Genomic DNA, 24,948 nt, shown 5'->3' with positions numbered 1-24,948 from the left:
CCGGTAGCACCCCTTCTGGAGCCACTGCCTGCCTACATATTCCGTCGGTACTCCCCACCAACGTCATACAACGCATGACTAATCTGCCCCAGGCTATGCGTCTTAACCGCCTCCATCAGGCTGGCAAACACATTCCTGCGCTCCCGCGCCGTCGCCTGTAGCGACTTCAACCCATCCGCCGCATACCCATTCCGGTTGCCCTGATACCCGGCCACGTTCTCGATCTGCTGCCCCTTCTCCCCTTCCGTACTGCGGATCAGCTCGATCTCGGTGACGATGTCGCCGCCATGGTCCTTCGGCAGGAAGGTGTTCACGCCGATCAGCGGCAGCGAGCCGTCGTGCTTCTTGTGCTCGTAGTACAGGCTCTCTTCCTGGATCTTGCCGCGCTGGTACATGGTGTCCATCGCGCCGAGCACGCCGCCGCGCTCGCTGATCGCCTCGAATTCCTTGTAGACGGCTTCCTCGACGATGTCGGTGAGCTTGTCGACGATGAAGCTGCCCTGCCAGGGGTTCTCGTTGAAGTTGAGGCCCAGTTCCTTGTTGATGATCATCTGGATCGCCACGGCTCGGCGCACGCTTTCCTCGGTCGGCGTGGTGATCGCTTCGTCGTAGGCGTTGGTGTGCAGGCTGTTGCAGTTGTCGAACAGCGCGTACAGCGCCTGCAGCGTGGTGCGGATGTCGTTGAACTGGATCTCCTGCGCGTGCAGGGAGCGGCCGCTGGTCTGGATGTGGTACTTCATCATCTGGCTGCGGGCGCTGGCGCCGTAGCGCTCGCGCATCGCGCGCGCCCAGATGCGGCGGGCGACGCGGCCGATGACGGTGTACTCCGGGTCCATGCCGTTGGAGAAGAAGAACGACAGGTTCGGCGCGAAGTCGTCGATCTTCATGCCGCGCGCAAGGTAGTACTCGACGATCGTGAAGCCGTTGCTCAGGGTGAAGGCGAGCTGGCTGATCGGGTTCGCGCCGGCCTCGGCGATGTGGTACCCGGAGATCGACACCGAGTAGAAGTTGCGCACGCTGCGGTCGACGAAGTACTGCTGGATGTCGCCCATCATGCGCAGGGCGAACTCGGTGCTGAAGATGCAGGTGTTCTGCGCCTGGTCTTCCTTGAGGATGTCGGCCTGCACGGTGCCGCGCACGGTCGCCAGCGTGTGCGCCTTGATCTTCTCGTAGGTCTCGGCGTCGACGACCTGGTCGCCGGTCACGCCCAGCAGGCCCAGGCCGAGGCCGTCGTTGGTTTCCGGCAGCATGCCGCTGTAGGTCGGGCGCTGACGGCCGGCGAACATCGCCTCGATCTTGTCGTGCGCCTCGTCCCAGCGCGACTGGTCGGCGCGCAGGTACTTCTCTACCTGCTGGTCGATGGCGGTGTTCATGAACATCGCCAGGATGATCGGCGCCGGGCCGTTGATCGTCATCGACACCGACGTGCTCGGCGCGCACAGGTCGAAGCCGGAGTACAGCTTCTTCATGTCGTCCAGCGTGGCGATGTTGACGCCGGAGTTGCCGATCTTGCCGTAGATGTCCGGGCGCACGGCCGGGTCCTCGCCGTACAGCGTGACGCTGTCGAAGGCGGTGGACAGGCGCGCGGCCGGCTGGCCGACCGACAGGTAATGGAAGCGGCGGTTGGTGCGCTCGGGCGTGCCCTCGCCCGCGAACATGCGGATCGGGTCCTCGCCGGTGCGGCGGTACGGGTAGACGCCGCCGGTGTACGGGTAGTAGCCCGGCAGGTTTTCCTGCTGCAGGAAGACCAGCAGCTCGCCCCAGCTCTTGTACGTGGGCGCGGCGATCTTCGGGATCTTCTGGTGGCTGAGCGACTCGCGGTAGTTCTCGACGCGGATGGTCTTGTCGCGGACCTGATATTCGTTGACCTCGTCGGTGATCGACTTCAGGCGCGCCGGCCAGCCGCGCAGCAGCTTGAGGGCGTCGGAGCTGAGCGACTGGATGGCGTCGTTGTAGCGCTGGCGCAGCGTGAGCAGCGTGCGGTCTACGGCCTGCCCTTCGACTTCGCCCTGCGGGCTACGCTCAGGGTGAACGGTGCCCAGGAGGTCATTGGAGTCGTAGAGGTCCAACTGCTTCGGCAGCTTGTCGTCGCCGAGGTCATGCAGCGACTGCCAGTAGCTCTGCGCACGATCCGCCACTTCCGCCTGCGTCTCGATCTGCGCGTTGATGCCGCGGCCCTGCTCGGCGATCTCGGCCAGGTAGCGCACGCGCGCACCCGGGATCAGCACGGTCGCGCGCGGCTCCTTCAGCGAGGTGTCGATTTCCGGCGTCCACTTCTCTGCCGGCAGCGACAGCTTCTCGCGCAGCAGGCGGCACAGGTTGGCGAACATCCAGCTGATGCCGGGGTCGTTGAACTGGCTGGCGATGGTCGGGTAGACCGGGACGTCCTCGTCCTTGGTCTGGAAGGCGACGCGATTGCGCTTCCACTGTTTGCGCACGTCGCGCAGCGCATCCTCGGCGCCGCGCTTGTCGAACTTGTTGAGCACGACGAGTTCGGCGAAGTCGAGCATGTCGATCTTCTCCAGCTGGCTCGGCGCACCGAAGTCGCTGGTCATCACGTACATCGGGAAGTCGACCAGGTCGACGATCTCCGAGTCCGACTGGCCGATGCCGGCGGTCTCGACGATCACCAGGTCGTAGCCCAGACCCTTGAGGAAGCCGATGCAGTCCTTGAGCACGGTGTTGGTGGCCGCGTGCTGGCGGCGCGTGGCCATCGAACGCATGTACACGCGCTTGGAGCGCAGCGAGTTCATGCGGATGCGGTCGCCCAGCAGCGCGCCGCCGGTGCGGCGGCGGGTCGGGTCGACCGAGATCACGGCGATGCGCATCTGCGGGAAGCTGGCGAGGAAGCGGTTGAGCAGTTCGTCGGTCACCGACGACTTGCCGGCGCCGCCGGTGCCGGTGATGCCGATCACCGGCGTCTTGCCGCCGGCCAGGTGCCACTGCTTGCGCAGGTGCGCCAGCTGCGATTCGTCGAGCAGGCCTTCCTCGATCGCCGAGAGCATGTGGCCGATGCTGATTTCATCGTCCTTGTCGGGCGCGTGCTCGGGCGTCTTGGCGCCCTTTCGGGCGTCGTTGGCGCGACGGATCACGTCCTCGATCATCGCGACCAGGCCCATGTGCATGCCGTCGTTGGGGTGGTAGATGCGCTCGACGCCGTAACCCTGCAGTTCGCGGATTTCTTCCGGCGTGATCGTGCCGCCACCGCCACCGAACACGCGGATGTGCGAGGCGCCACGCTCGGCGAGCATGTCGACCATGTACTTGAAGTACTCGACGTGGCCGCCCTGGTAGGACGACAGGGCGATGCCGTCGGCGTCTTCCTGCAGCGCGGCGCGGACCACGTCCTCGACCGAGCGGTTATGGCCGAGGTGGATGACCTCGGCGCCCTGCCCCTGGATCAGCCTGCGCATGATGTTGATGGCGGCGTCGTGGCCGTCGAACAGGCTGGCGGCGGTGACGAAGCGCAGCGGGCTGCTCTCGACGGCGGTTTCGGGGAGGGGGCTGGCAGGGGTGCTCATGACGCGCTCAATACGGAAACGATCGAATCCGCATTGTAACGCGTCGGGCGTTAGTCGCTGGCCGAGCCATCCTGTTTCCCCCGTCATCCCCCAGACACACCCTGCGCAGCCCCACGGGTTCTGGCTACACTCAAACCCAATGTCAGACGACACCGCCCTGCTCGAACTTCGCCGCCAGGCCCACCACGGTTCGCCGCAAGCGCTGTACCAGCTCGCCACGGCGCTGGTCGTGCGGCATGAGCTGGAAGAGGCATTCGCCCTGCACCGCCGCGCCGCCGAGGCGGGTCTGGCCAATGCGCAGATCGAATGCGCGCGCATGCTGCTTTATGGCGTGGGCTGCGAGGCCGATGCCCAGATGGCCAGCGCCTGGCTGCTGCGCGCCGAACACGCGGGCAGCCCCATCGCCAGTTACTTCCTCGCGCTGGTGGCGCTGGGCGGCTTCGCCCTGCCGCGCGATGGACGCATCAACGAACGACTGTTGCGGGCCGTCCGCGCCAACTATCCGCCGGCATTGCGCGCCGCGGCCATCCACTTTGGCCGCAAGCCCGGCGATGCCGACCAGACCCGCTGCATCCAGATGCTGGAACTGGCCGCCGGCCATGGCGACGCGGTCGCCGCGCGCCTGCTCGCCGAACGCCTGGCGCGCGGCGAAGGCTGCGCGCGACAGCCCTTTGCGGCGCGCGACATCTGGGCGCAGCTGTCGGCGATAGGCATCGGCGCGATGCCCGCGGTCACGGTGCCCGAGTACCGCGCCGAAGGCACTACGCCCGGCTCCCTGGCTTTGGAAGAAGTGATGTCCCCGGTCGTGTTGAAGCGGCAATCGCTGCGACCACGGGTGATGACCCTCGACGGCCTGCTCAGCGCCGACGAATGCCGGTTGCTGGTGGCCACGGCCGAAGCGCGCTTGCAGCGCTCGCAGACGGTCGATCCCGAAACCGGCCTTCCCGCCCCCGTGCAGATCCGCACCAGCAGCGATGCCGCCCTCGATCCGATCCTGGAAGACGTGGCGCTGCGCTGCGTGCAACTGCGCATGGCCAGTGCCGCCGGCGTGCCGCTGTCGCACGCCGAACACCTGACCGTACTGCGCTACGAGCCGGGCCAGGAATACCGCCCGCACCGCGACTACCGTCCACCCGGATCGATCGAACGCGACTGCCCGCAGGCCGGCAATCGCCTGCGCACCATCTGCGTCTATCTCAATGAGGTCGAGGCCGGCGGCGAAACGCACTTCCCTGTGTCGGGCCTCAAGGTCGCCCCGCGCCCCGGCCGCGCGGTGGTCTTCGACAACCTCAATCCCGACGGCTCGCCGGACGTCGATTCGCTGCATGCCGGCCTGCCGGTCGAGCGCGGCGTGAAGTGGCTGGCCACCCTCTGGCTGCGGCAGGCGCCCTACCGCAATTTCTGAACAGGCGTCACCGGGGACAACCCGAGCACAGCCCCGATTTGCCGGTCATGGCGCGTACGTATGCGTATCCGTCGATTGGATTAGACTGTCGCGCCTGTGGCGAGGGGTTGCCCCCTGCCATGGAGGCGAATCCTTTTCGATTCAACTACTTACACATCACAGTTGGCGTATAGCGCGACGCGCGAATCCTGACGCCAGCAGCGGAGCACCCGATGATTTTCGAAACTCTGGACACTTTCGGCCACGAGCAGGTCGTGTTTTGCCACAACAAGGACGCGGGCCTGAAGGCCATCATCGCGATCCACAACACCGTGCTCGGTCCGGCCCTGGGTGGCACCCGCATGTGGCCGTACAAGACCGAGCAGGACGCGCTCAATGACGTGCTGCGCCTGTCGCGCGGCATGACCTACAAGAATGCGGTCGCCGGCCTCAACATCGGCGGCGGCAAGGCCGTGATCATCGGCGACCCGGCTGCCGACAAGTCCGAAGCGCTGTTCCGCGCGTTCGGCCAGTTCGTCGAAGCGCTGGGCGGCCGTTACATCACCGCCGAGGACGTCGGCATCGACGTCAACGACATGGAATACGTCTACCGCGAGACCGAGTACGTCACCGGCGTGCACCAGGTCCACGGCGGTTCGGGCGACCCGTCGCCGTTCACCGCCTACGGCACCCTGCAGGGCCTGATGGCGACGCTCAACAAGCGCTACGGCGATGAGGAAGTGGGCAAGTACTCCTACGCCGTGCAGGGCCTTGGCCACGTCGGCATGGAGTTCGTGAAGCTGCTCAAGGAGCGCGGCGCGAAGATCTTCGTCACCGACATCAACAAGGGCCTGGTCGACAAGGCCGTGTCCGAGTACGGCGCCGAAGCCGTGGGCCTGGACGAGATCTACGACGTGCCGGCCGACGTGTACTCGCCGTGCGCCCTGGGTGGCACCGTCAACGAGAACACGCTGCCGCGCCTGAAGATGAAGGTCATCTGCGGCGCCGCCAACAACCAGCTGGCCAACAACGCCATCGGCGACGAAGTGTCCAAGCGCGGCATCCTGTACGCACCGGACTACGCGGTGAACGCTGGCGGCGTGATGAACGTGGCGCTGGAACTCGACGGCTACAACCGCGAGCGCGCCATGCGCATGATGCGCACCATCTACCACAACCTCGCGCGCATCTTCGAGATCGCCGAGCGTGATGCGATCCCGACCTACCGCGCCGCCGACCGCCTGGCCGAAGAGCGCATCAGCGCGATCGGCAAGCTGAAGCTGCCGCTGGGCCGCAGCGCTCCGCGCTTCCAGGGCCGTATCCGCGGCGGGCATTGATCGCCCTGCCGTAGCAGCACCCCGAAAACGCCCGGCCCTGCCGGGCGTTTTTATTGCACCGCACGACAACGAAATCGCCGCGCGCGACTAGAATCGGCGAATCCGATCACATTTTCCCTTGAAGGCCCCGCATGCGCAGTTTTTCACTTGGTGACGATATCGATGCACTGCGCGACGCGGTCCGCCGCTTCGCCGACTCCGAGATCGCACCGCGGGCCGCGAGCATCGACGAAGAGAACTGGTTCCCGCAGGACCTGTGGCCCAAGCTCGGTGAACTGGGCCTGCTCGGCATCACCGTCCCGGGCCAGTACGGCGGCAGCGACATGGGCTACCTCGCCCACCTGGTGGCGATGGAGGAAATCTCCCGCGCGTCCGGTTCGGTCGGCCTGAGCTACGGCGCGCATTCCAACCTGTGCGTGAGCAACCTCTACGCCAACGGCAACGAGGAGCAGCGCAACAAGTACCTGCCCAAGCTGTGCAGCGGCGAGTGGAAGGGCGCGCTGGCGATGAGCGAGCCCGGCGCCGGCTCCGACGTGGTCGGTTCGATGATCTGCCGCGCCGAGCGCAAGGGCGACGTCTGGGTCGCCAACGGCAACAAGATGTGGATCACCAACGGCCCGGAAGCCGACGTGCTGATCGTCTACATGCGCACCGCCGGCAAGGAAGCGGGCAGCCAGTGCATGACCGCCTTCATCGTCGAAAAAGGCATGAAGGGTTTCTCGACCGCGCAGAAGCTCGACAAGCTCGGCATGCGCGGCTCCAACACCTGCGAGCTGGTGTTCGAGGATTGCGAGATCCCGGCCGAGAACGTGCTGGATGAAGTGCACAAGGGCGTCAAGGTGCTCATGCGCGGCCTCAACACCGAGCGCCTGGTGCTCACCGGCGGCCCGATCGGCCTGATGCAGGCCTCCCTCGACATCGCCCTGCCGTACGTGCGCGAGCGCAAGCAGTTCAGCGCCGCCATCGGCACGTTCGGCCTGATGCAGGGCAAGATCGCCGACATGTACACGTCGCTGCAGTCGAGCCGTGCGTTCGCCTACCAGGTGGCGCGCGATTTCGACAGCGGCCACAGCAGCCGCGTCGATGCGGCCTCATGCCTGCTGCATGCGTCCGAAGCGGCGGTGCAGGTGGCGCTGGAAGGCATCCAGGCGCTGGGCGGCAACGGCTACATCAACGAGTTCGCCACCGGGCGGATCCTGCGCGATGCCAAGCTCTATGCGATCGGCGCCGGCACCAACGAGATCCGCCGGATGCTGATCGGGCGCGAGCTGTTCAACGACAAGGGCTGAAACTGAGCCCTCCCCTTCAAGGGGAGGGCTTTCGCTACCATCCCATCGACCACGTTGCCATCGTCCGCGTCCAGGTCTGGCCGTCGACATGCTGCGCGTCGACATCGAAGGCGATGCGACCGGCGCGGCGCAACTTCGCGCCAAGGCTGAAACCCAGCACGCCGACATCACTGTCGAGCGCGCTGCCGGCAATCGGCGACCAGACATCCAGCGCGGTGAATCGCGCATCGATGTCGCCACCGGACTGCGACAGCAGGTGCTGCCATTCGGCACGGCCCTGCAGGCTCCACAGCGCCGAGCCCACCGACCAGTCGTACGCAAATCGCGCACCGAGCAGGCCCTGGCTCAGGGTCATCGTCGATGCCGTGGTGGTCAGTCCGAACCCGGCCGCGCCCAGCTCGCTGAAGCCGTCGCGATCGAGCTGCAACGACTGGACGCCGGCATACGGCGTGATGCGGCCGCGACCGACGGCCACCGGCAGCCCCGCCTGGAGGCCGACGGTCGCGTAGCGATGCGCGTAGTCGGCATCGACGCGGAACGCATCGGCACCCAGCAGGATGTCGCGTTGCGTCCAGCGCTGCATGCGACCCAGCGCCGCACTGCCAAGCAGGTAGCCACGGCCGAGGTCGTAGGCGGCGTACAACTGCCCCTCGGCCTGGCGGTTGTGCTCACGGTCGGAGCGCAGGTCGTGGTGGGAGTAACCCTCGGTTTCCGACAACGCCATGCCAACGGTCAGGCGATCACCGAAACGGCGGTCCTGGCCCAGCAACCAGCCATCGGCGTCGATGTCGAATCGCGACATCGCCCGCTGCGACTTCATCTCGTCGGTCCACGTGCCGGCCACTGGCGCGGCCTGCAAGGCATCCACGCGCGATTCCAGCGCGCGGCGATTGCCTTCGATCGCCATCAGCGCGAACGCGGTATCGGCCCCGTGCAGTTCGCCGGACAGGCTCGACAGCGTGCGCTCGGCCGCGGCCGCGCTGGCGCTTCGCTGGATGGTGCCGGCCGCGCCGAGGAACTCGCCATCGATCGCAGCACCGGTGCCGCTGGCCTGGCCCTGGTCGATCTGGTCGAACGCACCTTCGACCCGCTCGGCGCCGGACACGGACGCCGGACTCAGGCCCATGCTCTGTGCGGTGGCGGTGACATCCAGCCGGGTGATGTCGAGCATCACCAGCAGCGGCTCGTAGCGCAGCGTCGCCTGCAGGAACACCCCCGGCGCCGCGGTCAATGCATCGAACCTGCCGGTGTATCCGGCCATGGCGAACAGCACGCGTTCCTGCGCCTGCCAGGTGTAGCCCGACTTCACGCCGAGCACGTGCACGTCGCCACCGTCGATCGTCGTGGCGCCGATGATCGTCACCGGCGAACCGACGCGATACGCGAACTCGGCGCCGGCGGTCTGGTGGTAAGTGCCCTGGACGGTGATGTTGTCGCCATCGAAGACCAGGCGCCCCTGGTTCTCGAAGGAACCGCTGCTGGCGCCGATGCGCGCCTCGCCTTGCGCACCGATGGTGGTCAGGCCGGACAGCTGGTTGCTGATCACCACGCCGCCATTGACCACCGTGCCGCCGCCGTTGAACCCGCTCTGGGACAACCGCAGCGTGCCGTTGCCTTCCTTGATCAGCCGTCCCGGACCGGTCAACTGGTTGCCGAAGACGACGGTCCGGTTGTCGAAGCGGACCGTGAAGTCGCCGAAGTCCAGCCGCTGCGGCCCGCGGATCGCACTGGCGATGTTGAGCATGCCGTTGCCGAAGACCGGATCGATGCCAGTGGCGCCGAGGTCCGTCCCCGTACCCAGCAACGTCTGCCGCACGTTGTCGTTGCTGAAGAACGGAAACGCCTGCCACACCAGGGCCGCGGCGCCAGAAATCTGCGGCGCGGCCAGCGAGGTGCCGCGGTAGCGCCAGTAGCTGGGCGACGTCGGTGAATCGTCCTTGCCGGTGACCACCACCTCACCCAGCGCGCCGAGGCAATAGCGCATCGCCTGGCCGCAGGCGTTGGCATAGCTGGCAAGCGCGTTGCTTCCATCCAGCGCGGTCGCCGCGATCCAGCCACGTTCCAGGTCCGCCGCGGGCAGACTGCCGCCGAGTCCCGGCTGGCTGGGCAGCGCGGCCATGCTCGACGGGTTGGGCTTGGACTCGTTGCCGGTGGCGAACACCACCAGCCCGTCGTTGCCGATGATGAAGGGACGGTACTCGTCGGCGATGGCTGCAGTCGCCGCCGGGTTGGTCCAGTACAGGCCGCCCCAGGAGTTGTTCATGATCCGCACGCCGCGGTTGATCAGGTCCTGGTGGATGCCCTTGAGCCCGAGCGCGCCGTTGACTTCGTTGCCCGAACCGGAGCCGTCGTCCTTGGGTTCCTCGTCGCTGATGATGCGCGCCGAGACGATCTGCGCGCCGGGTGCGATGCCGCCGGGCCAAGCACCGAATGGCGTGCCGGCCATGATCTGCGACACCGCGGTGCCATGGCCGACGACGTCGTCGATGGCCAGGTTGTTGGGGGGCGACGAGATGTAGGTGAGGTTGTCCACCACGCGCGGAGACAACGCCGGGTGGTTCTTCATCACGCCGCTGTCGACCACGCCGATGCGCACGCCCGCGCCGGTGATGCCGGCCTGGTGCGCGACGGCGGCACCGGTCGACGTCAGGTGATCACCGAAGCGTGGATCCGGCGTGGTCACCACCGGCGGCGTCGGCGGCGGAGGCGCCGGCGGGTTGACCGTCGCGGGAGGTGGATCGGCGCGGACGTTGCCGCCACCACCGCCACCCCCACAGGCCGCCAATCCACACACCGCCGACAGCAGCAGAGCGCTGCGCAGCGCGGTCACCAATCCTCGTTCGCGAAATTGCATGTCGTCCTCGACCACGGCGCGTTCGCTCCCCAGCGAATCCTGCGCGCGTCCTGCGTTTGTTTTAATCCAACCCGCCGCCCACCACAATCGGAACAGGTCGCGCCTGAACAGGCGGGCCGTCCTGGTGGTTTGCGGCGGTGCAGCATACAGCCGCATAATCCGGGGGTTCCGGCCTCGCGCTGGCCTGATTTTGTCCTGGAGTTGTCCATGAGTGACGTCGTCATCGTCGGTGCCAAGCGCACCGCCATCGGTTCCTTCCTCGGTCAGTTCACCGGCGTGCCGACGCCCGTGCTGGGCACGGCCGCCATCACCGGCGCGCTCGAGCACGCCAACGTCGCTGCCGACCAGGTCGACGAAGTGATCATGGGCTGCGTGCTGCCGGCCGGCCTGGGCCAGGCACCGGCGCGCCAGGCCGCGCTCGCTGCCGGCCTGCCGACCTCGGCCGGTGCCACCACGATCAACAAGGTCTGCGGCTCGGGCATGAAGGCGATCATGCTGGCCACCGACCTGATCAAGGCCGGCTCGGCCAATGTCGTCGTCGCCGGCGGCATGGAGTCGATGACCAACGCGCCGCACCTGCTCAACAACTCGCGCACCGGCATCCGCTACGGCAGCGCCGAGTTCCTCGACCACATGGCGTTCGACGGCCTCACCAGCCCGTACGACGGCAAGGCCATGGGCGTGTTCGGTGACATGGCGTGCGAGAAGTACGGCTTCGACCGCGAAGCGCTCGATGCCTTCTCGACCGAGAGCGCGCGCCGTGCGCAGGCCGCCGTCAGTGGCGGTGCGTTCAAGGACGAAATCGTTCCGGTCACGGTCAAGGGCCGCAAGGGCGATGTCGTCATCGATGGCGACGAAGAGCCGGGCAAGATCGACCTGGCCAAGATCCCGACCCTGCGCGCCGCGTTCGGCAAGGAAGGCGTGCTGACGGCCGCATCGTCGTCGAAGATTTCCGACGGCGCCGCCGCTGCCGTCCTGATGAGCGCCGACGAAGCCGCCAAGCGCGGGATCAAGCCGCTGGCCCGGATCGTCGCCCACGCCGGCCATGCCCAGGCACCGGAATGGTTCACCACCGCTCCGGTGAAAGCGATTTCAAACGTGCTCGAAAAGGCCGGCTGGCAGGTCGGTGATGTCGACCTGTTCGAGGTCAACGAGGCCTTTGCCTGCGTGGCCATGGCGCCGATGAAGGACCTGGGAATCCCCCACGAAAAGCTGAACGTCAACGGTGGTGCGGTCGCCCTCGGCCACCCGATCGGAGCCAGCGGCGCCCGCCTGGTCGTGACCCTGGTGCATGCCCTGCGTTCACGCGGCGTCAAGCGCGGCGTCGCTTCCCTGTGCATTGGCGGTGGCGAAGCCACGGCGATTGCTGTAGAAGTGCTATAAGACGTTAAAAACGTATTACTTAAAAAAAACCGGACAAGCCGCTTGACACGCGTCACCGGCTTGTCATCATGTTATAGACGCGCAACTGCGCGTTGCCTAACTAAACGACGAGGATATAAACCATGACTTTCAACAAGGCGCTGCTCGCCCTGGCTATGGGCCTGGCCCTGGCTGCTTGCTCGAACCAGAAGCAGGCTGACGAAGCCGCTACGGACGCCGCCGCTGCTTCGACCGAAGCCGCTGCTGCTGCCGACACCGCTGCTGCCACCGGCGACGCCGCTGCTGCTGACGCTGCCCAGGCTGCTGCCGACACCGCTGCTCAGGCTGCTGACGCTGCCGCTGCTTCGGCTGACGCCACCGCCGCTGCCACCGCTCCGGCCGCTGCTGACGCAGCTGCTGACGCCGCTGGCCAGGCTGCTGACGCCGCCACCCAGGCTGCCGACGCTGCCACCCAGGCTGCTGACGCTGCCAAGGAAGAAGTGAAGAAGTAATCACTTCGGGCAGGCAACTGCCCGGGTGTTGCTCTCACAGGAAAGGCCGCCGGGATTCCCGGCGGCTTTTTCCGTAGAGGGGCCACGAAGCGACTGGGCCCCTGGCAACATGATCCACATCACGCGGTTCGCAGTAAGCTCCACCCCGGTCATTGGATGATCGGACTGGCCCGGCCGGATCGCAGTGAGCGCCGGCGTTGCCTGATCTTGTTGATGGTGATTTTTTTACCTGGCACTTCTCGGACAACCCAACGGAGAGACTCATGAACACCAAGCTCTATGTAGCCCTGGCCGCCGCCGTGCTTGCGCTGTCGGCCTGCCAGAAGACCGAAACCACGCAGACCGAAGCCGCCGAAGCTGCCAATGCCGCTTCGAACGCCGCTGACGCTGCCGCCACCGCCGCCAACGAAAGCGCCGAAGCCGCTGCCGCCGCCACTGACGCCGCTGCCGCCCAGGCCGGTGCCGCCGTGGACCAGGCTGCCGACAAGACCGCTGCCGCTGCATCCGACGCCGCTGCCGGCGCCGCCGCTGCCACCGCCGATGCCGCCCAGGCCACGGCCGACGCTGCGGAGAAGGTTGCCGACAAGGCCGACAAGGCCGCGGAAGACGTGAAGAAGTAAGCGCAGTACGTTTGCTGCATCGATTTCGAAAGGCCCGCGCAAGCGGGCCTTTCTTTTTCCTGGCGTGCGCGGGATGACGGTCTGGCGCCTTTGTGGTCTCATGCCGAATCTTCCGCACCCCTTGCATCGATGCCCGCCCTGACTTCCAACATCGATCCGCGTTCCCAGGATTTCCAGGACAACGTCGCCTACCACCGCGCCCTGGTCGATGAACTCGATGCCCGCCTCGCCCGTGCCGCCGAGGGCGGTGGCGACAAGGCGCGTGCCCGCCATACCGAACGCGGCAAGCTGCTCGCGCGTGATCGCATCACCGCCCTGCTCGACCCGGGTTCGCCGTTCCTGGAGATCGCGCCGCTCGCGGCCGAAGGCATGTACGACGACGCCGCGCCGGCCGCCGGCATGGTCTGCGGCATCGGCCGGGTGATGGGACAGGAAGTGGTGATCGTCGCCAACGACGCCACCGTCAAGGGCGGCACCTACTTCCCGATGACGGTGAAGAAGCACCTGCGCGCACAGGAAATCGCGCGCGAGAACCACCTGCCCTGCGTCTACCTGGTCGACTCCGGCGGCGCGTTCCTGCCGCTGCAGGACGAGGTATTCCCGGACAAGGAACACTTCGGCCGCATCTTCTACAACCAGGCACGACTGAGCGCGGAGAACATCGCGCAGGTCGCCGTGGTCATGGGCTCGTGCACTGCCGGCGGTGCCTATGTGCCGGCGATGTGCGACGAGTCGATCATCGTGCGCGAACAGGGCACGATCTTCCTCGGCGGCCCGCCGCTGGTGAAGGCCGCCACGGGCGAAGTGGTCGATGCCGAAACGCTCGGCGGTGCCGACGTGCACACCAGCGTCTCCGGCGTGGCCGACCATTTCGCCGAGGACGACCGCCACGCGCTGCAGATCGCGCGCGACATCGTCGCCACGTTCAACCGCCGCAAGACGCTGCCGGTCGCGGTGCAGGCGGCGCGCGAGCCGCTGTATCCGTCCAGCGAGCTGTACGGCATCGTGCCCAAGGACACGCGTCGTCCGTTCGACATCCGCGAGGTCATCGCCCGCGTCGTCGACGGCAGCGACTTCCAGGAGTTCAAGGCGCGCTACGGCAAGACCCTGGTCACCGGCTTCGCGCACCTGCACGGTTACCCGGTCGGCATCGTCGCCAACAACGGCATCCTGTTCGCGGAGAGCGCGCTCAAGGGCGCGCACTTCATCGAGCTGTGCAACCAGCGCGGCATCCCGCTGGTGTTCCTGCAGAACATCACCGGCTTCATGGTCGGCCGCAAGTACGAGAACGCCGGCATCGCCAAGGACGGCGCGAAGATGGTGACGGCGGTGGCGTGCTCGCACGTGCCCAAGTTCACCGTCGTCATCGGCGGCAGCTTCGGCGCGGGCAACTACGCCATGTGCGGCCGCTCTTACGGCGCACGCTTCCTGTGGATGTGGCCTAACGCGCGCATCTCGGTGATGGGTGGCGAGCAGGCCGCGAGCGTGCTGGCCACGGTCAAGCGCGACGGCATCGAAGCCGCCGGCAAAGTCTGGACCGCCGAAGAGGAAGAGGCGTTCAAGTCGCCGATCCGCGACCAGTACGAAAGCCAGGGCAACCCCTACTACGCCACCGCCCGACTCTGGGACGACGGCATCATCGATCCGGCAGATACTCGCCGCGTGCTCGGCCTGGGTCTGTCGGCCAGCCTCAATGCGCCGATCGAGGACCGCACGCGATTTGGCGTGTTCCGCATGTAATACAGGCGGATGTCCTGATTATTCGCGCGATGGCGGCATAGGCCAATTCAGGCAGGTGATCGTCAGATAAACGGTTGGGCCAGCGTGATGATTGGGTGAGGCGCGTCACACCGATGATGGCGTACGGCCAGTAGCCTCGACTGGTTACACTCCATCACTGCGCAGTGTTCTGCCCAACATCAGGAAGTCCCCATGGCGATCTTCAATTCCCCCCCGTCGTCCACCCCCAAGAACGTGCCGCCGACCCAGCCGCTGCAACCCGAGTCCGCGTTGGGCAAGGAGCCGGACGTGCGCAATGAAATTTCGTTCGGCTCCAGCGCTGCGCCCAAGCCCGCTGCCGCGCCGGCACCGCGCCCGGTCGAGCGCGAGGGCAAGGAGTCGCTGATCGCGGCTGACCTGTCCATCGAAGGCAAGATCCAGGGCGCGGGCCACATCCGCATCGCCGGTCGCTTCAAGGGCGACGTGCAGGTCGAAGGCGACCTGACGGTCGAAGTCGGCGCCAAGGTCACCGGCGGCGTGCGTGCGCGCAAGGTCGTCATCGCCGGCGAGCTCGAAGGCAATATCGAATCGGCTTCGCGCGTCGAACTGCTCGAAGGCGGCGTGGTCGTCGGCGACGTCAAGGCCGGCACGGTCACGGTTGCGGCCGGTGCGCGCATGCGCGGCCAGGTCGAGTTCGGCTGGGACGAGAAGGAAGCGGCCAAGGCCAATGGCAAGGCCGACAAGGCTGACAAGGCCGACTTCAGCAAGGCGGAGGCGAGCACCGCCGCATGAGTGCCGTTCGCCCCGGTACACCCGGTGCGACGCGCATCTGCCCGCACTGCAAGACGAAGATCCTCGACAGCGCCACTGTCTGTCCGTCTTGCCGGCACCACCTGCGCTTCGACCCCGATGCCGTGGAGTCCGCCAAGCAGCGGTCGGTGCCGCTGCGCGTGGAAGGAACGATCAAGCCACCGCCGGGCGACAACGCCCTGGAGTATTCGGTGGTGCTGACCATCCGCAATGACGAGGGCGTCGAGATCGATCGCCAGGTCATGGGGGTCGGGGCGCTCTTCGCTGGCGAAGAGCGCTCCTTCACCCTCGAAGTCGAAGCGGTGGAAGTGAAAGGCTATCGAGCCGGACGTGGCCGCGGCCGCCACTGACGTCGTCCCGGCGAACGCCGGGACCCAGGCCCGCCCCCTCTCACCACACTCACGTCGTCCCGGCGAACGCCGGGACCCATTTGCTGTTGCCCGTCGACCAGAAGCCAACGTCCATGGATCCCCGCCTTCGCGGGGATGACGATGACGGTCAACTGGGGATGACGGTCAATGATGCTTGCGCGGTGGCGCCGGCCCACAGTTGTCGCAACCGCCACAGCTGGCGTCGGCCAGGCTCGTCGGCGGCGCGATGCGACGACCCAGCGCGCGCAACCAGGCAGGCTTGCCGTCGCGCACCATCGGCACCGCCAGCGCGATGCGCAACCGCCGCACTGCATTCGGAAACTGCCGACGCGCCACGAAGCCCGCACTGATCACCACCGCCACGGCGATGACCAGGTACTGCGCGAGCAGGCCGGCGTCCATGCTCACCCTGCTCCCAGCGCCACGGCGATCTGGTAGGTCAGCATCGAGGCCAGGTAGGCCAGCGCGAACAGGTAGCCGGCGCTGATGCCCACCTGCTTCCACGAATTGGTCTCGCGCTTGATCGTGGCCAGGGTCGAGATGCACTGCGGCGCATAGATGAACCATACCAGCAGCGACAGCGCCGTGGCCAGCGACCAGCCGTCGCTGATCAGCGGCGTCAGTGCCTGCGTGGCGGCGTCGTCATTGGCGGCTGACAGCGCATAGACCGTGGCCAGCGACGACACCACGACTTCGCGCGCGGCCATGCCCGGGATCAGCGCGATGCAGATCTGCCAGTTGAAGCCCAGCGGCGCGAACACCGTCGTCATCGCGTGCCCAATGCGGCCGGCGAAGCTGTAGTCGATGGCCGGGCCGGTGGCGCCGGCAGGCGCGCCCGGGAACGACAGCAGGAACCACAACAGGATGGTCAGCGCCAGGATGATGCCGCCGACGCGACGCAGGAAGATCCAGGCGCGTTCCCACAGGCCGATCAGCAGGTCGCGCGGGTGCGGAATGCGGTACGACGGCAGCTCCAGCAGCAGCGCGTGCTCGCTCTTGTCGCGGCGCCACTTCTTCATCACCCACGAAACGGCCAGTGCACTCAGGATGCCGGCCGCATACAGGCCGAACAGCACCAGGCCCTGCTGGTTGAGGATGCCGAACACCTGCTTCTGCGGAATGAAGGCACCGATCAGCAGCGCATACACCGGCAGTCGCGCCGAGCAGGTCATCAGCGGCGACACCAGGATGGTCGCAAGACGGTCGCGCGGGTCCTGGATCGAACGCGTGGCCATGATGCCCGGCACCGCGCAGGCGAAGCTCGACAGCAGCGGAATGAACGAACGGCCGGAAAGGCCCGCCGACGCCATCATCCGGTCGAGCAGGAACGCCGCGCGCGGCAAGTAGCCCGACTCTTCCAGCGCGAGGATGAAGGCGAACAGGATCAGGATCTGCGGCAGGAACACGATCACGCTGCCCAGGCCGGCGATGATGCCGTCGACCAGCAGGCTGCGCAGCGGACCTTCGGGCAGCATCGCCCCGACGAAATCGCCGAAGGCGGCGGTGCCGACTTCTATCAGGTCCATCAGCGGCGTCGCCCAGGCATACACCGCCTGGAAGATCAGGAACATCACCACGGCCAGCGACACGAGTCCCAGTACGGGGTGCAACAGCCAGCGGTCGAGCGCGTCGTCGATCTCCGCAGTACGTCGCGGCATCGTCACGGCCAGCTCGAGCAGGCGCCGGGTTTCGGCGTGCAGCGCGTCGGCATCGTCCGCGAGGTTGGCGGGCATGTGCACGCGCGGCTCGTGCAGCTTGTCGGTAACGTTGTCGAGCATCGCCACCAGTTCGCGCGCGCCGCCGCTGCGCACGGCGACGGTGGGCACCACCGGCACGCCGAGCTCGCGCTCGAGCACGGCCAGGTCGATGTCGATGCCGCGGCGCTTGGCCGCATCCATCATGTTGACCGCGACCACCATCGGCCGGCCCAGTTCGCGAACCTCGAGGGCAAAGCGAAGGTGCAGGCGCAGGTTGGTCGCATCGACCACGCACACCAGCACGTCCGGTGCGGGCTCGCCCGGATAGAAACCGCGGCACAGGTCGCGCGTCACCGCCTCGTCGAGGCTGGCGGCGTGCAGGCTGTAGGCACCGGGCAGGTCGAGCACGGCGTAGTGGCGGCCGGAGGGCGCATGGAAGCGACCTTCCTTGCGCTCGACCGTGACGCCGGCGTAGTTGGCGACCTTCTGCCGGCTACCGGTGAGCTGGTTGAACAGCGCGGTCTTGCCGCAGTTCGGATTGCCGACCAGGGCGACGCGTATGGCCTCGGCGGCGCTCATGCCTGGCCTCCTTCCGTGCCATCCGCGTCAAAGCCGTTGACGTGCTTGCCGCTGCCGTTGGCCTGCACGCGCACGCGCGCGGCCTCGCTTCGGCGCAGAGCGAAACGGGTGAAGCCGATCTGCACCAGCAGCGGCTCGGCCGAGACCGGACCGGCGGCCATGACCTCGACACGCTCGCCGTTGACGAAGCCCAGCTCGCGCAGGCGACGCGCGATCGAATCGTTCGGCGCGTGATCGTCGACGCTTTCAACAGTGGCGGCGGTGCGATGGGGCAATTCGGACAGCTTCAAGTTTCACCTGCAAGCCGGCCCGGGGCAGAAACGGGCCAAGGCGCCAAATGGGAATTGTTCTCAATTCTACACCACCGCCCGCGGACGCACGGGTCCAGCGGGCCACCGGCTATGATTCGCCACAGTCCAACAAGCCAAGGCCGATGACCCATCCCCTGCTGAACGTGCGCGAAGGGGCCGTCGCCCGCCTGCGCCTGAACCGACCCGACCTGCACAACGCGTTCGACGCGGTGGTGATCGCCGCGCTGACCGGGGCACTGGAAGCGGTGGCCGCCGACGACAGCGTACGGGTGGTCGTGCTGGAGGGTGAAGGCGCCTCTTTCTCGGCCGGGGCCGACCTCAACTGGATGCGCGGCATGGCCGCCGCCAGCGAGGACGCCAACCGCGAGGACTCACTCGCCCTCGCCCGCCTGATGCGCACCCTCGACGAGTTGCCCAAGCCGACCATCGCCCGCGTGCACGGCGCGGCGTTCGGCGGCGGCGTGGGCCTGGTGGCCTGCTGCGACATCGCCATTGCCGCGCCCGAGGCCAAATTCGGCCTGACCGAGAGCAAGCTGGGTCTGCTGCCGGCGGTGATCTCGCCCTACGTGATCGAGGCCATCGGCCCGCGCCAGGCCCGGCGCTGGTTCGCCACCGCCGAGATTTTTGCCGCCGACGTCGCGCTGCAGATCGGCCTGGTCCACCAGGTCGTCCCCGCAGGCGAGCTCGACCACGCCGTGCAGCGCCAGATCGACCTGCTGCTGAAGGCCGGCCCCGTCGCCTCGGCCACCGCCAAGGCCCTGGTCCGCCGCGTCACCGGCGAACGCGACCGCGACCGCGACCTCCTCGACGCGGACAATGCCGCCCTCATCGCCGGTCTGCGAGTATCGCCCGAAGGCCAGGAAGGCCTGGGCGCCTTCCTCGAAAAGCGCAAACCGCGCTGGGCGGAATAAGCAGGCGAACGAAGAACCATTCGAGAAATTCGAGGGATGGGTCAGCGACCCGTCCTGACGCCCCTCTCCGACGGAGCGGGCATTTTCAAGGAGTACTTGAAGTTGTTCGACAAGATCCTGATTGCCAACCGCGGCGAGATTGCCTGCCGCGTGATCCGCACCTGTCGTCGCCTCGGCATCGCCACCGTCGCGGTGTACTCGCAGGCTGATGCCGACGCGCAGCATGTGCGCCTGGCCGATGAGGCCTGGCCGATCGGTGGCCCGCGCCCGGCCGAGAGCTACCTGCGTGGCGATGCGATCCTCGAAGTCGCGCTGAAGTCGGGCGCGCAGGCGATCCATCCCGGTTACGGCTTCCTCAGCGAGAACGCCGACTTCGCCGATGCGGTCGAAGCGGCGGGGCTGGCCTTCATCGGGCCGCGCGCGGCGTCGATGCGCAAGATGGGCAGCAAGGCCGGCGCCAAGGAACTGATGCAGGCCGCCGGCGTACCGGTCGTGCCCGGCTATACCGGCGAGGACCAGTCGCCCGACGTGCTGCAGCGCGAAGCCGATGCGATCGGTTACCCGCTGATGATCAAGGCCGCGCATGGCGGCGGCGGCAAGGGCATGCGCATCGTCCGCAACAGCGCGGAGTTTGGCGCCAACCTCGAAAGCTGCCAGCGCGAAGCGCGCAATGCCTTCGGCCGCGATCGCGTGCTGCTGGAGCGTTACGTCGAGCGCCCGCGCCATATCGAGATCCAGGTGTTCGGCGACAGCCATGGCCACGCCATCCACCTCAACGAGCGCGAGTGCTCGGCGCAGCGCCGCTACCAGAAGGTGCTCGAGGAATCGCCCTCGCCATTCCTCACGGCGCAGCTGCGCGACGCCATGGGCGCGGCCGCGGTGATGGCTGCACGCGCGATCGACTACATCAACGCCGGCACCGTCGAGTTCATCGTCGGACAGGACGGCGATTTCTATTTCATGGAGATCAACACCCGCCTGCAGGTCGAGCACCCGGTCACCGAGTTCGTCACCGGACTCGACCTGGTCGAATGGCAGCTGCGCGTCGCCGCCGGCGAAGCACTGCCGCTGGCGCAGGACCAGATCGCCCAGCAGGGCCACGCGATCGAAGTGCGGTTGTATGCCGAAGATCCCGACGCCGGTTTCCTGCCCGGCTCCGGGCGCCTGGAACGGCTGCGCTTGCCGGCAACCGACGCGCACGTTCGCATCGATTCGGGCGTGATCGAGGGTGACACCGTCACGATCTTCTACGACCCGATGATCGCCAAGCTCATCGTCCACGACAGCGATCGACCCGCCGCCCTCGCCCGCCTGCGTGCGGCCCTGGCGCAATGCGACATCGCCGGGCCGAAGTCCAACATCGAGTTCCTCGAGCGGCTGGTGCGCCACCCGGCGGTGGTCGAGGGCCGCATCGACACCGGCTACCTCGACCGTCACCTGGACGAGTTCGTGCAGCCCGGCAGCGACGCCGGCAACGACGACACCGGGCAGGACCTGCTGCTGGCCGCCGCCACGGCGCAGCTGCTGGCCCAGGAGCGCAGCAGCCTGGAGCGCGCAGGCGTCTCCGCCGACCCGTCGTCGCCGTGGGCGATCGCCGACGGCTGGCGCCTGGGCCACGGCAGCCGCCGCAGCCTGGCCTTCCTGCAGGGCGAGCGCCGCCTGGAGCTGCATGCCCAGGGCAGCAACGGCAGCTACCGGATCGAACACGCGGACCGGATCCATACCGTGGAAGGCGCACGCAGCGAGGCCGGCGACGCCCTCAGCCTGCGCATTGACGGTCGTGGCCGCCGCTTTACGTTGGCTATGGATGCGGCCTCCGCGGACATGCCGCGGGACGGCGGCGGGCAGCGGATCGTCGTCCATGACGGCGGACGTCGACTCCGTCTTCAGGCGGTGCCGATGTATCGTCCGGAACGGAGCAGCGCGGTCGGCACCGGCAACCGGTTGCTCGCGCCGATGCCCGGGCGGGTGGTGCTGGTGAAGGCCGCCCCGGGTGACGAAGTCGAAGCAGGACAGGAGCTGATGGTGATCGAGGCGATGAAGATGGAGCTGAGCCTGAAGGCACCGCGCGCCGGCACGGTCGCCGAGGTGCGTGCGGCCATCGGCGACTTCGTCGAGGCCGACGCCGTACTGGTGGCGCTGGCGTCATGAAGTCCTCGGTCCGCATCGTTGAAGTCGGGCCGCGCGACGGCCTGCAGAACGAGAAGACGAATGTCGCCACCGCCGACAAGATCGAACTGATCGACCGGCTCTCGGCCACCGGCCTGCGCAGCATCGAGGCCACCAGCTTCGTCAGCCCCAAGTGGGTGCCGCAGCTGGCCGACGCGGCCGAGGTGCTGGCCGGCATTCATCGCCGTCCTGGCGTGCGCTATCCGGTGCTGGTGCCGAACGAACAGGGCTACGCCCGCGCGCGCGCCGCCGGCGTCGACGAGATCGCGGTGTTCACGGCCGCCTCCGAGGAATTCAATCGCCGCAACATCAACGCCGGCATCGATGAATCGCTGCAGCGCTTCGCGCCGGTGATGGAGCGAGCGCGCGTCGATGGCGTTGCCGTGCGCGGTTACGTCTCCACCGTGCTCGGGTGTCCGTACCAGGGCGAGGTCCCGCTGGCCGACGTGGTGCGCGTGGCGCGTGCGCTGCATGACATGGGCTGCTACGAAGTCTCGCTCGGCGACACGATCGGCATCGGCACGCCCGGCAAGGCGCGGGCGATGTTGCTGGCGGTGGCGCAGGAAGTGCCGATCGGCGCGCTTGCGGTGCACTTCCATGACACCTACGGCCAGGCATTGGCCAACATCCTCGCCTGTCTTGAAGAAGGCGTGGCGGTGGTGGATTCGGCCGTGTCCGGCACCGGCGGTTGCCCGTATGCGAAGGGCGCCAGCGGCAACGTCGCCTCCGAGGATGTCGTCTACATGCTGCACGGCCTCGGCATCGACACCGGCGTCGACCTGCCGGCACTGGCCGAAACCGGCCGCTGGCTCGCCGCCCTGCTGGGACGCGAGACCGGCAGCAGAGTCGGCAAGGCGCTAGCGGCCTCATGACGCCGAAGTCGCCAGCGTTCTCGCCCCCGACATCGCCGGCAACGGCCGATGCGGCGGCCACGCTGGCGGCCATCGACGACGCGCTCAAGCGCGACCGCGCCCTGCCCGAAGCCACCAGGGAACTGCTGCTGCAGGCGCGCCAGGCGCTCCAGGATGCCTGCGCCGAAGCCGACAGCGAACGGCATCGCTATCGCGCCTTGTTCGACGCCCTGCCCGACCCGGTCAGCATCATCGCGTATGACGGCACCGTGCTGGACCTCAACCGCGCCGGCCTCGAATCGTATCGCCGGCCACGCGAGGAACTGGTCGGCCAGCCGATCGAAACGATCAACCCCGACCTGCCGAAAGACCACATGGCGCCGGTGCTGGAGACGCTCAACCGCGGCGGCAGCTACATGGTCGAAGTCACCAACATGCGCAGCGACGGCACGCGCTTTCCGGTCGAGGTCCACACCGGGCCGCTGGAATACGACGGCCGCAGGGCGATGGTGGCGGTGGCGCGCGACCTCAGCAGCCGGCTCAGCGGGCAACTGCGCTATCGCGAGCTGATGGAAGCGATGGACCGCGGCATCCTGATCCAGGACGCCGACCTGCAGATCGTCTTCACCAACGTGGCGGCGATGAAGATCCTCGGCGTCGGCGAGGACGAATCGGTCAACGATGCATTGCGCGAAGACAACTGGATGGTGGTCGACGAGCGCGGCCGCCAGCTGCCACCGGAGCAGTATCCCTCGCACCGGGCACTGAGGACCGGGCGCATCAGCGAGAGCACGGTGCTCGGCCTGTTCCATCGCGCCCGGCAGCAGCTGATGTGGCTGACGGTCACCGCGGTGCCGCAGTTCCCGCCCGGTGGCAACAAGCCGCACCAGGTGCTGTCGCTGTTCTCCGATGTCACCACGCTCAAGCGCGACAGCACCCTGTTCGACCGCGCCCAGGCGATGGCGCACATCGGCGGGTGGGAGTGGGAAGTCGGCCCGGACCGCCTCTATCTCACCGACGAAGCGCAACGGATCCTGGGCCATCGGCCCGCGCCCGTCACGATCGAAGGCATGCTCAACTGCCTGCGCCCGCACGACCGCGAACGCGTGCGTGCGGCGCTGGGCCAGGCGATCTCGTTCGGTCGCAAACTCGAGTTGGAAGTCCAGGGCAATCGCGCCGACGGGCGCGGCTTCTGGCTGCGCGTGATCGGCGAAGCCGATGCCGCTGACCCGCTCAACTCGCGCCTGACAGGCACGCTGCAGGACATCACCGAGCGCAAGCACGATGAGGAAACGCTGCGCGTGCAGGCACGCAGCGATCCGCTCACCGGCCTGCTCAACCGCGACGCAGTGCTGGCCGAACTGGAAGCGCGTCTCGACGATCCGCTGCGCGACACGCTGGCCGTGCTCTATGTCGACCTGGACCGTTTCAAGGTCGTCAACGACGTGCTCGGCCATGCCGCCGGCGATCGCCTGCTTGCTTCCGCCGGCCGCCGCATCCAGCGCGCGATCGGCAACGAAGGCTTGATCGCGCGCTTCGGCGGCGACGAGTTCCTGGTCATCTGCGACACCGGCAGCGACCCCACGCGTCCCGAACGCCTGGCCGATGCCATCCTGGAAATATTCGGCGACAGCTTCCGCCTCGATGGCGAGGAGTTCAGCATCACCGCCAGCATCGGCATCGCCCAGGCGCCGCTCGACGGCGTGCGCTCGCAGCAGCTGATCCAGAGCGCAGACGTGGCGATGTACGACAGCAAGCGCCGTGGCCGCAATGGCTGGCAGGCTTTCACGCCGGAACTGGCCGAGCAGCAGTTGCATCGGCTGCAGCTGGAGACCCACCTGCGGCGTGCGGTCAACAACGATGAGTTCCACCTCGTCTACCAGCCGCAGGTCGACCTCACCACCGGCGCGATGGTCGCGGCGGAGGCGCTGATCCGCTGGCGCAATCATTCGCTCGGCGAGATCCGCCCGGACCGCTTCATCGACCACGCCGAAACCACCGGCGACATCGTCGGCATCGGCGACTGGGTCCTGCAGGAGGCGTGCCGGCAACTTCGCGAATGGCAGGAAGGCGGACTGGCCGTGCCGCGCGTGGCGGTGAACGTGTCGTACCGGCAGTTCCTCGGCGAAGACCTGGCCAGCAGCGTCAGCGCCGCCCTGTCGGAGTACGGCCTGCCCGGCGACGCGCTGGAACTGGAATTCACCGAACGCGTGCTGATCGAGGACGCCCCGGATACGTTGCGCACGTTCGCGGCGCTGCGCGAGATGGGCGTGATCCTCACGATCGACGACTTCGGCGAAGGCTACAGCGCCCTCAACTACCTGCGTCGCCTGCCCATTCATGGCCTCAAGCTGAGTCAGCTGTTCGTCCAGGGCGTGCCGGACAACCAGTCCGACGTCGCGGTCTGCCAGGCCGTGGCCGGCATTGCCCGCAGCCTCGGCCTGGCCTTGGTCGCCGAGGGCGTGGAGACCGAGGAACACCGACGCTTCCTGCTCCAGCTGGGGGTCAGGATCGGCCAGGGCTTCCTGTTCGCGCCGGGACTGATGCCGGACGAGCTGAGGCTGGTCTATCGCACCGCGGCGATGGGAAAGGGTTAAGGCCGCTCTCCCCTTGTGGGAGAGGGGCAGACCGCGCATGCGGCCAGGGAGAGG

18 protein-coding genes are annotated in these 24,948 nt (G+C 67.5%); 13 read left to right on the top strand and 5 right to left on the bottom strand.

Annotated elements, in window-relative coordinates:
* Positions 1 to 32: 32 nt before the first annotated feature.
* Positions 33 to 3,521: a methylmalonyl-CoA mutase family protein gene (locus ACFOPO_RS04050; RefSeq protein WP_386701083.1), complete on the bottom strand. Its 3,489-nt coding sequence runs from the start codon at positions 3,519 to 3,521 to the stop codon at positions 33 to 35.
* A 139-nt stretch (positions 3,522 to 3,660) separates the two neighbouring features.
* Between ACFOPO_RS04050 and ACFOPO_RS04045 the strand changes: the two genes are divergently transcribed.
* The 3 genes from ACFOPO_RS04045 to ACFOPO_RS04035 all read left to right on the top strand — a co-directional run bounded on the left by ACFOPO_RS04045 (position 3,661) and on the right by ACFOPO_RS04035 (position 7,531).
* Positions 3,661 to 4,926, top strand: coding sequence for a 2OG-Fe(II) oxygenase (locus tag ACFOPO_RS04045; protein WP_386701081.1), 1,266 nt, complete (start codon positions 3,661 to 3,663; stop codon positions 4,924 to 4,926).
* Between the two features lie 212 nt (positions 4,927 to 5,138).
* Positions 5,139 to 6,242, top strand: coding sequence for a Glu/Leu/Phe/Val dehydrogenase dimerization domain-containing protein (locus ACFOPO_RS04040; RefSeq protein ID WP_386701079.1), 1,104 nt, complete (start codon positions 5,139 to 5,141; stop codon positions 6,240 to 6,242).
* Between the two features lie 131 nt (positions 6,243 to 6,373).
* Positions 6,374 to 7,531: an isovaleryl-CoA dehydrogenase gene (locus ACFOPO_RS04035; RefSeq protein ID WP_386701077.1), complete on the top strand. Its 1,158-nt coding sequence runs from the start codon at positions 6,374 to 6,376 to the stop codon at positions 7,529 to 7,531.
* A gap of 34 nt (positions 7,532 to 7,565) precedes the next feature.
* On the opposite strand, the gene ACFOPO_RS04030 is transcribed toward ACFOPO_RS04035, so the two are convergent.
* On the bottom strand, positions 7,566 to 10,385 hold the full coding sequence (locus ACFOPO_RS04030; RefSeq protein ID WP_386701075.1) for a S8 family serine peptidase: 2,820 nt from the start codon (positions 10,383 to 10,385) through the stop codon (positions 7,566 to 7,568).
* Between the two features lie 207 nt (positions 10,386 to 10,592).
* On the opposite strand from ACFOPO_RS04030, the gene ACFOPO_RS04025 reads away from it, so the two are divergent.
* From ACFOPO_RS04025 to ACFOPO_RS04000, 6 genes are all read left to right on the top strand, one after another.
* Positions 10,593 to 11,768, top strand: a complete 1,176-nt coding sequence (locus ACFOPO_RS04025; RefSeq protein WP_386701073.1) for a thiolase family protein — start codon at positions 10,593 to 10,595, stop codon at positions 11,766 to 11,768.
* A gap of 122 nt (positions 11,769 to 11,890) precedes the next feature.
* A complete protein-coding gene (locus ACFOPO_RS04020) occupies positions 11,891 to 12,259 on the top strand; it encodes a hypothetical protein (protein WP_158731427.1) in 369 nt (122 codons plus the stop codon).
* Between the two features lie 263 nt (positions 12,260 to 12,522).
* Positions 12,523 to 12,879: a hypothetical protein gene (locus ACFOPO_RS04015; protein ID WP_386701071.1), complete on the top strand. Its 357-nt coding sequence runs from the start codon at positions 12,523 to 12,525 to the stop codon at positions 12,877 to 12,879.
* Between the two features lie 129 nt (positions 12,880 to 13,008).
* Entirely contained in the window at positions 13,009 to 14,619 is a 1,611-nt protein-coding gene (locus ACFOPO_RS04010) for a carboxyl transferase domain-containing protein (protein WP_386701069.1), read from the top strand.
* 192 nt (positions 14,620 to 14,811) lie between these two features.
* A complete protein-coding gene (locus ACFOPO_RS04005; protein WP_386701067.1) occupies positions 14,812 to 15,390 on the top strand; it encodes a polymer-forming cytoskeletal protein in 579 nt (192 codons plus the stop codon).
* On the top strand, positions 15,387 to 15,758 hold the full coding sequence (locus tag ACFOPO_RS04000; protein ID WP_200605677.1) for a zinc-ribbon domain-containing protein: 372 nt from the start codon (positions 15,387 to 15,389) through the stop codon (positions 15,756 to 15,758). The genes ACFOPO_RS04005 and ACFOPO_RS04000 overlap by 4 nt, the downstream gene beginning before the upstream one ends.
* A gap of 165 nt (positions 15,759 to 15,923) precedes the next feature.
* Here the strand turns inward: ACFOPO_RS04000 and ACFOPO_RS03995 are convergent, their stop codons facing one another.
* The 3 genes from ACFOPO_RS03995 to ACFOPO_RS03985 are packed head-to-tail and all read right to left on the bottom strand — an operon-like array spanning position 15,924 to position 18,345.
* Positions 15,924 to 16,181: a DUF6587 family protein gene (locus tag ACFOPO_RS03995; protein WP_386701064.1), complete on the bottom strand. Its 258-nt coding sequence runs from the start codon at positions 16,179 to 16,181 to the stop codon at positions 15,924 to 15,926.
* Positions 16,182 to 16,183: 2 nt separating this feature from the next.
* Entirely contained in the window at positions 16,184 to 18,055 is a 1,872-nt protein-coding gene (feoB, locus tag ACFOPO_RS03990; RefSeq protein WP_386701062.1) for a ferrous iron transport protein B, read from the bottom strand.
* Positions 18,052 to 18,345, bottom strand: a complete 294-nt coding sequence (locus ACFOPO_RS03985) for a ferrous iron transport protein A (protein WP_386701060.1) — start codon at positions 18,343 to 18,345, stop codon at positions 18,052 to 18,054. The genes feoB and ACFOPO_RS03985 overlap by 4 nt, the downstream gene beginning before the upstream one ends.
* Before the next feature lie 143 nt (positions 18,346 to 18,488).
* Between ACFOPO_RS03985 and ACFOPO_RS03980 the strand changes: the two genes are divergently transcribed.
* The 4 genes from ACFOPO_RS03980 (at position 18,489) to ACFOPO_RS03965 (ending at position 24,894) form a co-directional block, all read left to right on the top strand.
* Positions 18,489 to 19,277 (top strand): enoyl-CoA hydratase-related protein, encoded by a 789-nt coding sequence (locus tag ACFOPO_RS03980; protein ID WP_386701058.1) that lies wholly within the window; start codon positions 18,489 to 18,491, stop codon positions 19,275 to 19,277.
* Positions 19,278 to 19,379: 102 nt separating this feature from the next.
* Entirely contained in the window at positions 19,380 to 21,428 is a 2,049-nt protein-coding gene (locus ACFOPO_RS03975) for an acetyl-CoA carboxylase biotin carboxylase subunit (protein ID WP_386701056.1), read from the top strand.
* Complete coding sequence (locus ACFOPO_RS03970; RefSeq protein WP_386701054.1) at positions 21,425 to 22,318, top strand: hydroxymethylglutaryl-CoA lyase; 894 nt, start codon at positions 21,425 to 21,427, stop codon at positions 22,316 to 22,318. Before ACFOPO_RS03975 ends, ACFOPO_RS03970 begins: the two co-directional genes overlap by 4 nt.
* Positions 22,315 to 24,894 carry an EAL domain-containing protein gene (locus tag ACFOPO_RS03965; protein WP_386701052.1) on the top strand — a complete coding sequence of 860 codons (2,580 nt, stop codon included), beginning with the start codon at positions 22,315 to 22,317 and terminating at the stop codon, positions 24,892 to 24,894. Before ACFOPO_RS03970 ends, ACFOPO_RS03965 begins: the two co-directional genes overlap by 4 nt.
* The last annotated feature ends 54 nt before the right edge of the window (positions 24,895 to 24,948 follow it).

Source organism: Lysobacter sp. GCM10012299 (assembly GCF_042649405.1).
Lineage (GTDB): Bacteria > Pseudomonadota > Gammaproteobacteria > Xanthomonadales > Xanthomonadaceae > Lysobacter_J.
This window is presented reverse-complemented; position numbering and strand designations above follow the sequence as displayed.

Coding starts and splice junctions, on each gene's coding strand:
- ACFOPO_RS03995 (WP_386701064.1), bottom strand. CDS start 16,181: ATGGACGCCGGCCTGCTCGCGCAGTACCTGGTCATCGCCGTGGCGGTG.
- ACFOPO_RS04025 (WP_386701073.1), top strand. CDS start 10,593: ATGAGTGACGTCGTCATCGTCGGTGCCAAGCGCACCGCCATCGGTTCC.
- feoB (WP_386701062.1), bottom strand. CDS start 18,055: ATGAGCGCCGCCGAGGCCATACGCGTCGCCCTGGTCGGCAATCCGAAC.
- ACFOPO_RS04005 (WP_386701067.1), top strand. CDS start 14,812: ATGGCGATCTTCAATTCCCCCCCGTCGTCCACCCCCAAGAACGTGCCG.
- ACFOPO_RS03970 (WP_386701054.1), top strand. CDS start 21,425: ATGAAGTCCTCGGTCCGCATCGTTGAAGTCGGGCCGCGCGACGGCCTG.
- ACFOPO_RS04000 (WP_200605677.1), top strand. CDS start 15,387: ATGAGTGCCGTTCGCCCCGGTACACCCGGTGCGACGCGCATCTGCCCG.
- ACFOPO_RS04045 (WP_386701081.1), top strand. CDS start 3,661: ATGTCAGACGACACCGCCCTGCTCGAACTTCGCCGCCAGGCCCACCAC.
- ACFOPO_RS04040 (WP_386701079.1), top strand. CDS start 5,139: ATGATTTTCGAAACTCTGGACACTTTCGGCCACGAGCAGGTCGTGTTT.
- ACFOPO_RS04030 (WP_386701075.1), bottom strand. CDS start 10,385: ATGCAATTTCGCGAACGAGGATTGGTGACCGCGCTGCGCAGCGCTCTG.
- ACFOPO_RS03965 (WP_386701052.1), top strand. CDS start 22,315: ATGACGCCGAAGTCGCCAGCGTTCTCGCCCCCGACATCGCCGGCAACG.
- ACFOPO_RS04020 (WP_158731427.1), top strand. CDS start 11,891: ATGACTTTCAACAAGGCGCTGCTCGCCCTGGCTATGGGCCTGGCCCTG.
- ACFOPO_RS03980 (WP_386701058.1), top strand. CDS start 18,489: ATGACCCATCCCCTGCTGAACGTGCGCGAAGGGGCCGTCGCCCGCCTG.
- ACFOPO_RS04015 (WP_386701071.1), top strand. CDS start 12,523: ATGAACACCAAGCTCTATGTAGCCCTGGCCGCCGCCGTGCTTGCGCTG.
- ACFOPO_RS04010 (WP_386701069.1), top strand. CDS start 13,009: ATGCCCGCCCTGACTTCCAACATCGATCCGCGTTCCCAGGATTTCCAG.
- ACFOPO_RS04035 (WP_386701077.1), top strand. CDS start 6,374: ATGCGCAGTTTTTCACTTGGTGACGATATCGATGCACTGCGCGACGCG.
- ACFOPO_RS04050 (WP_386701083.1), bottom strand. CDS start 3,521: ATGAGCACCCCTGCCAGCCCCCTCCCCGAAACCGCCGTCGAGAGCAGC.